The 8,448-nt window shown below is 41.5% G+C and carries 5 protein-coding genes; 1 reads left to right on the top strand and 4 read right to left on the bottom strand.

What is annotated here, in order from left to right; genetic code table 11:
• Positions 1 to 278: 278 nt before the first annotated feature.
• The 3 genes from E0L35_RS17580 to E0L35_RS17570 are packed head-to-tail and all read right to left on the bottom strand — an operon-like array spanning position 279 to position 3,779.
• Complete coding sequence (locus tag E0L35_RS17580; RefSeq protein WP_171051186.1) at positions 279 to 1,742, bottom strand: AMP-binding protein; 1,464 nt, start codon at positions 1,740 to 1,742, stop codon at positions 279 to 281.
• 1 nt (position 1,743) lies between these two features.
• Positions 1,744 to 2,916, bottom strand: a complete 1,173-nt coding sequence (locus E0L35_RS17575) for an MFS transporter (protein WP_138800994.1) — start codon at positions 2,914 to 2,916, stop codon at positions 1,744 to 1,746.
• Positions 2,917 to 2,918: 2 nt separating this feature from the next.
• A complete protein-coding gene (locus E0L35_RS17570) occupies positions 2,919 to 3,779 on the bottom strand; it encodes a polysaccharide deacetylase family protein (RefSeq protein ID WP_138800993.1) in 861 nt (286 codons plus the stop codon).
• Between the two features lie 689 nt (positions 3,780 to 4,468).
• Here E0L35_RS17570 and E0L35_RS17565 point away from each other — a divergent pair.
• A complete protein-coding gene (locus E0L35_RS17565; RefSeq protein ID WP_138800992.1) occupies positions 4,469 to 6,127 on the top strand; it encodes a hypothetical protein in 1,659 nt (552 codons plus the stop codon).
• A gap of 449 nt (positions 6,128 to 6,576) precedes the next feature.
• Here E0L35_RS17565 and E0L35_RS17555 read toward each other — a convergent pair whose 3' ends face one another.
• Positions 6,577 to 7,527 carry a DUF808 domain-containing protein gene (locus E0L35_RS17555; protein WP_138800990.1) on the bottom strand — a complete coding sequence of 317 codons (951 nt, stop codon included), beginning with the start codon at positions 7,525 to 7,527 and terminating at the stop codon, positions 6,577 to 6,579.
• Between the last annotated feature and the right edge of the window lie 921 nt (positions 7,528 to 8,448).

The raw sequence follows: 8,448 nt of genomic DNA, 5'->3' as shown, positions 1-8,448 counted from the left end.
CCTTTCCCGCTCAATGAGCGGGAAAGGAGCAAAAATACACAAAGAAAGGGAGAAGAGTGTCTGAATTTTCGATTTTTTGTCGGCTCAAGTAAGCGTTGATGAATATCGGCAGTTATTCAGACCTTCCCTAGGTCACCCGTCAAGTGATGGTGCCTATCGTTTATTTCATTAATTGTTGATCTTCCTATTGTAAAAACCTCCCAACCCTCTTTTAAGAGAACATCTCTTAAAGAAGCCCCAAGTCCGTAAGTTGCTCCAGTAATTAGAACCTTCTTCATTTATGTACCCTCAAAATATTTTGACATTTCAGATCGTTTTACTTTCCCACTAGTTGTAACTAGAAACATTTTATTTTCTACACTGATGATTTTACGGATAGTAACGCCTGCCTCCTCTTTAATCTTATTTACAATCTCTTTATCAACAACGTTATGCCTTTCTCCTTCTACAACGATCCCAATATCATTAGAGCCTTTAGAACTATTAAAAATAGGTACGCAGGCTGTTCTTAGCCCGTAAAAATTATTAATCATCTCTTCAATTATATGTGGGTATATTTTTTCTGCTTTAGCAATAATAACTTCTTTCTCTCTACCGCAGATATAAAGCTCTCCACTTTTCATGAAAGCTAGATCGCCAGTTTTAAACCAACCGTTTTCTCTATCGTATGATTCATGGTTACTATTTTCATTCAAGTAGTAACGCTCTCCATTAAGCAAATCTTTACTCTTAAAGTAAAGCTCACCTACTCCAAACATATCTTTGTTAGTGATTTTAACATCTAGACCATTAAGCAAAGATCCACAAGAAACAAAATTATCATGCCTATTACTGTAATACCATTGTGAATTACTTACTATAGTAGATAGCTCAGCCATTCCAAAAGAAGAAAATAACGATTGAGGGTTTAATGCATGCCGCTTCCCAGATTTAACCATATGCTTCATAGCTTCATGTGTTACTTGCTCACCAGCATTTAGATAAATATTTAAAGAGCTTAAATCAAAATCATAATTACTTCTTTCCAAAAATTTTGATAGCATTTTAACTCCAAAATTTGGAGACCATGTTCTTTTTACTTTATAGTACTCAATAGCCTTACATATTACTTCTGGATGTTTTAAAGCATGAGAAGTTTCTACAATTACTTGATCATTTCCTAAAGCGATATCGTAGATGTGCATTGTAACTATAGGTACAACATGATCAAGCCTTAGCCAGTTAAGAGATACACCTTGGATATCGATTCCAAGCTTAGAAAAATAATCTTTGTTTATTGCTATATTACTTTCTATGCTACTCCAATACATTTTAATTGCTTTAGGAGTCCCCGTGCTTCCAGAACTGAGCTGAATGAAATCGAAATCTAAATTTTTGTGCTGATATAAATCAGACTTAGAGTCTTTCAAGACAAAACTACCATTCAATAGTATTATATAATAATTAGACTTACAGCTTTTAATAGCAGATAAGAATTTTGTTGATGGACTGCTCAATAATTCATCCTCATATTGCACCAAAACAGGAACTCCTCCAGCAAGAATTGTTCCCCAAAATGCAACTAATTGACTAAATATATCACTTATATATATGCAACATACCTCGCCTTCTAAAATACTAAATTTTTGAGAAAACTCCTTTGCCATCTCAAGCAAAGTCCCATTACTAAATACCTTTTTATCATTTTTATCTATAACAATTATTATTTTTTCTCTTTTTACTGACTCAATAACTTTTTTCATATTACAGTACATATTCAGACCTCTTTTTTACTAAATATATAATAATCAACAATGCCAACAGAGAGCATAAAATCTGTATAACTAAGTATTCATCTAACATACTTATTCCTAACTTTGTATTGGCTACAATTAAAACAAGCGCCCCTTGAAAAACAGACAATAAAGAGCTTGCCACGCCAGAAAACTTTGCCACTTCCGATATGGCAAGAAGTGACGCATTAATATAAACTAACCCTGCACCAAGCATATACAGACTCATAGTGAAAAATATTACTATTGAAGTGTTTATTGGTATGGATTTATACCCAAAGCCTAAAACACTTGATAATAAACATATCAAAACCCCTGAATGTATTATTTTAATTATGTTTTTATTAGTTACTATCTTTTTTGATAACTGAGCCCCTATAAAAAATCCGAATATAGTAAAAGTAACAATACTTCCAGCCACAACTGGTGTTTCCAGCAATTCTTTTTGCAGTATTGTTTGCGATCTACTAATAAAGACTATTTCTCCAGAATAGATCAAGCCAGAAACAACAGTTAACCCTAAAAATGTCTTATTTTTAATTATTAAGAAATACTGACACCGTGTTTTATAGTTAGCTTCAAGCCTATCTTTCCTTTCTGTAAATAAAAACTCCCTCCTATTTACTAACAACAATAAAATCACCACCAATGCAATAAGAGAGAGTAAGTATGGTGCAGAATTAACACCAAAATAAACGTATATGAATGCTCCTATCACAGGTGATACTGCAGGTATTAAAGCATTATACGAATACAACTTAGATCCTGTCATCAAATACTGTTTACCCCTAAAAAAATCTTTCAGCAAAGCCCTTACTAAAACTGTAGAAGAACCCACGCCCACTCCCTGTATAGCTCTACCTAGTAGAAAAACATTTCCTGAGCAAGGAGATATTGTCAAAATTGATCCCAAAAGGAATATAGTCAAACCTAAAATAATTAATTTAAACTTACTGAGCCTTGAAAAAAGAAAACCAACAAACACTTGAGAAATAAAAATCCCGCATAAAAAATACAGCGTATAATTAGCTTCGTCTATTTCATTGAAATGCAAAAGTTCAGATATTTCAGGTAAAGAAGGTAGACTTAACCCTAAGCTAAGCTGAGCTATTGCTATTATTAAAAAAAACAGAAACGTAATCATAATTATTTTTTATAGCCTATTTCATTTATCAGCGACCTAGGCACTTGGGGATAACTCGACAAATCTTCTTCATGTATAAATGCTGTTTTCATTAGATGGTTTCGTCCTTTTTTACTAACAATTAAAGGAGAAATCATATAACAAGGATCTTGCATTGAATCTTGTACATTTACTATATTTACACCTTCATTCTTTATTTCATCAATCAAATCATTGAAAAAAATAGCTGTTGCTATTCCCGCATGTAACAACATAACATGGTTAATATTTCTTTTATAATATTTCAAGGATATCTCTTTAGCTGAATTGATTTTACATAATGCTGTTTTTATATAAAGTTCTTTCAACTTATCAATGTTAGAATATTTATTATTTTTGATACACCATGCAACTGGCTCATTCCAGAGAAAGTCAAGAAAATCAACTGAGATAGGACAAACTTTGTACCCATTACTATCCAAGTAATTTTTAATATAAACTAACTTCTCGTAACTATCCCCTTCAAGTAAATATGGATACCGAAAAAAATTTGTGTTGTTTTTTTTATCCACTATTAATTCTTGATTTTTTCTTATATCACAAACAAATTCTTGCGCACTTACCTCTCTTAAATCTAAGTGTGAATACGTATGATTCCCCAGCATGCCTCCTTGTGATACCCATTCGTCCACTACCTCCTCATGGTTTTTTTCTCCTTCTTTTAATTTACCCATATTCACGAATCCCACCATAGATGGCAAATCATGCTTTTTTGTGGCACTAAGTATAAAATCAACTATATCTTTTCTAGATATTTCTCCAGCGACTGAACCATGAACAGGAATATCATCAAATGTTATCGACATATTATAATTTTTATCCATATATCCCCCTTATTTAAGAGTGACTTAATTGTGGATTAAAAATCATTGACTACATGATAATTGCACCTAATTATTCCAAACAAATATCTCCCTAAATTGTCGAGCTGACAACCTGTCCTTTAGGACAGCCTCACAGTACAAGCACAGAGACCTCAGCTTCTGATATTATTTGCTTAATACTTATCTAAAAAATGAAGGAGAAAGTTATACGATTCTATTTAGATAGACGTCACTGTTCGCATCCGAAAGAAGTTCGAATGCCGCACGATGGCAATGAGCCTGACCGCGAATTAATTTCACCGCTAAAAAAACTTCTGGCTTAAATAAGTGTTTAATTCAATTACGTAAGTGTAGCCAAGAGATAGGCCAACTTTCCCAAGGGTAAGAGTCGGCCTTGAGCAGAAGGAATAAAGTGAGCTGACGATTTAAGACGTGGAGAGTAAGGAGCGGCTCCTTCGCCGCTCGGTGGATAAATTACCGCTATAGCCCGTGAATAGTGACTGACTGGGCTTCTGATATTTTTCAGTCAGCCCTCCATCACAGAGATAGGTTTTCTGTACCCTATCTGAGTGGCACTTTGGCTTGAATGTTGAAAGCACTTTTGTCAACTAATAATTATTAGCAATCATGCAAGTTAAATTTTGAACAATAAGCAGAGCATACCATCCATGGAAGCCCCAGAACGCAAAATGCTTAAAACTACCAGCCATAGACTCACATCATTTCTTGGTAGCGCCACCCAGAACCTCGAGCAAAAAATACGGGTGACTGAGCAAGTAATCCGCGAAATTGATAGCTTGACCTTACGTAAAGAGGCTCAAGAGCGCGAAGACAATCTCAAGCCTACTTATTCTCAAATGAAAATATGCAGAAAGCACTTCCTGAACGCCAAACGCAAGGATAGATTAGGTTGGCTTTTCAACCCAGCACGCACTTTTCACACTTGGCGCGAATGGAAGCATGCTCAAGAGGAGCATGCCTTAGCGGCCAGCAAGTTCGATGCTCCAACAAACCGAGTGCTGCGAGCTGCTGCTATTGATGCGCATAATCATAAGGTAGAAGTAGAACGCAGCAGGCGACCCGAACAGAGTGCGGCACTAAAGTCCTATCGCTCCCAATATAAAGCTCTCACTGATTTTCAAAAGGCCGCCGCATCAACGATAGCAGCCGCGGGCGGCGAAGGTTGGCTAGCTGGTGATTTTGCTGGGCATTTCGAAAAGATTACTGCATTGATACAAAAGGGCCACATCACAGATGCTACGAGACTGCTCCCAAAGCTCGTCTTCCAAGCGCGCCCCTCAAAGGATAGATACGCAGGTTGGCAGCAAGAAGCAGAAGACATACTTAATGCAGCATATCGTAGCCATAATGGCTTACTCGTCACAGGTGGCTTCAGCGACATTGCTAGGGCATCAGCCAAGCTCGCCATTACTAGTATGTGTAGCGCTTCCGCCGAGAAAATAGCTTCCTGCTCCCACCCTGCAGACCAGTGGCAATTGCTCCCTTTACAGGCTACATCGCCTCTGAACTTCAACATCGATGTGCTCTGGACTATTTACTGGGCTATGTTGCAGTGTGAGCAGCAGATGGCGGGGGTAACTGCACATGAGGACATGCTGAATGGGCGCTTCAGTGCCAATGTTGAAAACTGGCTTACGAGATGGGCTGCCAAGAGGATTCAGGCTTTCGGCTACCCATCATCTTACTCTTACTTGGGAACTCTTCAGCTAGCTAACACACGCGAAGAAGCCCGTACTGGCGCCGATATCGGTGTAATCATTACATTAAATGTGGGTGGATTGAGATGTCGAAAAGCAGTGCTCTTGCAAGCTAAGCGAGCGAAACAGGGTATTGCCAATATAGGTAGCACTAAGGGCCAGCTTCCTAAGCTTTCCAAACTTCCACGCGCTGGCTACTACTTGTTCTATCACGAGTCTCCGACTACACCGTTTTGTCCAGTACCAACTGTTAGTTCAGCGGAGCTTCTGCAGCAACGTGTACTTGATATGCAAAAATCACCTGAAGCCCACTACCTTCGGCTTGATGTTCGGACGTGCGGCTGGGACTGGGCTAGTTTTGTGAGTTTTGGCTTATGCAACGCGCAGTCTGACATAGGGGAGACATTCGATACGTTCGATGAAGCATTGAGCATTCTGGGCAGTGGCTCAACCGGTCATCTCCCCCAATATGTTTATGTGGTCGCTATTGAGAACGAACCCTATGTGCTTGAATTAAAAAAAATGCTACGGGAGCACTACCACAGCATGCCGGATAAGGAACGCCAGAAAACGATCAGCAAACGCCAGCGCAAACAGCGTAACTACGATGGGCCAGAGTTAGGTATGTAGCCTTAAATACAGTAGCAATGCCAAGTGATGACCACTAATTCAGAAATATTTCAGGTTCGGAATTCGAGATAGGGAGTTTGGCAGCAACAGATAACCTCACCTTCACAGCAACCGGGACTAGCACACTGAGATCTTCAGAAGCTGTCACTGCTCGCGCATATAGTCATGAGTAAATATCATTCCATCTGCGCGAGGGAGAGATCATTTAAACTCCACGAAGCCATCGGTCATATCTCTGTCGGCATCTCTAGTTCCACATTCATGTAGATAAAGCGTGAACGGTGGTGCTGTTGGTGCTGTTGGTGCTGTTGGTGCTGTTGGTGCTGTTGGTGCTGTTGGTGCTGTTGGTGCTGTTGGTGCTGTTGGCGCTGTTTGTGCGTTAGGGTCTTGACTGCACACAGATGCATCAATGTTCAGCAGGGAAAAATCATCAGCGTCTCAGCTAAAAATTATTCAGCATGCGCCTTCTTAGTGGGCATAAGGTGCAACACACCCACCACCACCGAGCCCACCAAAAAGCCAATCACAGCAGAACACAGCGTATTGAAGCTCCAGCCTAGCAAGCCGCCCAAAGCACCGGTTGCCTCGGCAATACCATGTTCGACATGGTGTACCCACTCATAGGGCGCGTTGAACCAACCCGTTCCATCAGCACCAAGATTGGCCATCAGGATATGCCCACCCACCCAGAGCATGGCGATGGTGCCCACCACAGAGATAGTCGCTAGCACCTTAGGCATGGCTGTCACCAGACCACGGCCCAGTGTCTGCATGCCCGAACTATCCCGCTGAGCGAGCCTTAGGCCGATATCATCCATCCTGACCAACAGCGCCACTACGCCATACACCAGAAGTGTGATGACAAACGCGACCACCACTAGGCTCGCCAGCTGTGACAAGAATCCTTGATGGGAGACCGTGGCAAGCGCAATCACCATGATTTCAGCGGACAGAATGAGGTCGGTTCGAATGGCACCACTCACGATCTTTTTCTCGGCTTCCGGCCCCTTTTCTACCGCTGGCTTGTCATCCTCATGCTTGCCGGAAAGCTTGTGCCAGACCTTCTCCGCGCCCTCAAAGGCCAGATAGGTGCCACCCACCATCAGGATGACCGGCAATAGCGCGGGCAAAAAGTGATTCAGCAGCAGCGCCACCGGCAGGATAAAAATCAGCTTATTGCGGATCGACCCCAGCGCGATCTGCTTCACAATCGCCAGTTCACGCTCCGCTGTCACCCCCTGCAAATATTGCGGCGTCACCGCTGTATCATCGACCACCACCCCGGCCGCCTTCGCCGTCGCACGCCCAGCGGCGGCACTCACATCGTCCAGTGATGCTGCGGTCAACTTCGCCAATGCGGCAATATCGTCCAGTAATCCTATCAAGCCGCCTATGGCCATGGATTTCCTCCGTGAATAACAGTTGCAGATAGTAAAGCACATAGCGGGTAGGACGGATGGCCTCTTTTGTCCACAGAACAGTGTTGTTTCAGTCTCCCTCTCAATTAACTGCCACCCGCTGAGTATGCTCAAAAGCGGCATCAGGTGGAGGATTGTATTGAGCCTTAGGGAAGCACGGTAAGCACATATTAAATACTCGCTAAGCGCTCATCCTGAATGGCTTTCAAGGTTTTACCGCTAGCTCCTTTCCAAGCCAGCCGACCATTGGCGCTGCCGACTACCAATATGCCAGCTGCTGTTGTGGGGGATAAAAAAGAAAGTCCTGAGTGAATACCAGTTTTCCATCTAGCGTCGCGAGCACGCCTCACTCTTTGAGCAGTTGGGACTGTTCGCTCATGTAGTCGTGTATAGAGTGCCTCTCCAGCGCGGGCCAGGGAACCTCTTAATACTTCAAAGCCATCGGCAACCTCTCAGCCGCCGGTGCCTTCAGTTTCTGCTCGTTTAGGTTAAAAATTAAATGCGTTTACCACTGCCTAACTCTACCCCATCCAACAACAGGCGGCACAACTACGCATTCTGCGTATCGATCCGTCAAGGCGATAAACAAGCGATTGGCCATAATACTGCTGCACTGGCGTAACAACGCTGGCACGAGATTTGGTCTCAGTGCTGCCAAGCACGCTCATAATACTTAAGCAAATGATTATAAAAAAACACGCAAAAAAATATTGCAATTGCCTGGTTTTAAATGTCTTTAAGCATAAGAAATTTATGTAAAGGCACTTAGCATATCAAAGGACCGCACTGTCACTTCTGACAGGTTACGTATAGAAGTTAATAAATTATCCTCAAATCAAGCATTCAGATATACAGATAAAGCCAGCTTCAGGCCAGGAGGCAATATGGAAACTGATAACACGA

Source organism: Halomonas sp. ATBC28 (assembly GCF_005937175.1).
Lineage (GTDB): Bacteria > Pseudomonadota > Gammaproteobacteria > Pseudomonadales > Halomonadaceae > Vreelandella > Vreelandella titanicae.
Note: the sequence above shows the minus strand (reverse complement) of the source record. Positions and strands in the feature narration are given on the sequence as shown.